Origin of the sequence: Polynucleobacter sp. AP-Latsch-80-C2 (assembly GCF_018882185.1) — a bacterium.
In the GTDB taxonomy this organism is placed as follows: Bacteria; Pseudomonadota; Gammaproteobacteria; order Burkholderiales; family Burkholderiaceae; genus Polynucleobacter.
Window position 1 is genome coordinate 1 of sequence record NZ_JACVOY010000039.1, and the last position, 486, is coordinate 486.

Here is a 486-nt window from a genome sequence, read left to right on the forward strand (position 1 = left end):
ATGATGCCGTCAATCGAACCAGCACCACTATTGGTAATCGAGATGGCGCTACTGCTAGCTAAGGTAATCGCATGGGCAGTTAAGGTTGCTGTATTAATGGTGAGGCCAGTTAATGGTGTGCCACCAATCGTGCCAGTGAAGGTGGTATCACCGGTGGTTGTGGTTGATAAAGTATTCGCACCGGCAACAGTAGAGCTAAAGAGGATATTGCCAGCGCTAGAGCCAGTAGTGAGTACGCTCGCACCACCTAAGGTTACTGCGCCAGTGTAGGTTTGAGCACCATTGGTGGTGACATTACCCATCAAGGTACTTGTACCGTTAACTGTCAAGTTTGATGTGCCGCTACCATTGGTAATAACAGGACTAGTACCGGTCATCAACAAAGAGCCAATGGTTAAGCCATTACGTAGATCAAGCGTAGCACTGCTTAAGGTTAATAAGCTACTGGTGTTGCCTACAGTTCCACTACCACTCACTTGTAAGGTA

Annotated in this window: 1 protein-coding gene; it reads right to left on the reverse strand. The window is 47.5% G+C overall.

The features are described 5' to 3' along the window. Positions 1-486, reverse strand: a 486-nt coding sequence (locus tag ICN47_RS12770; RefSeq protein WP_216220287.1) for a hypothetical protein, incomplete at both ends; no start/stop codon positions are given.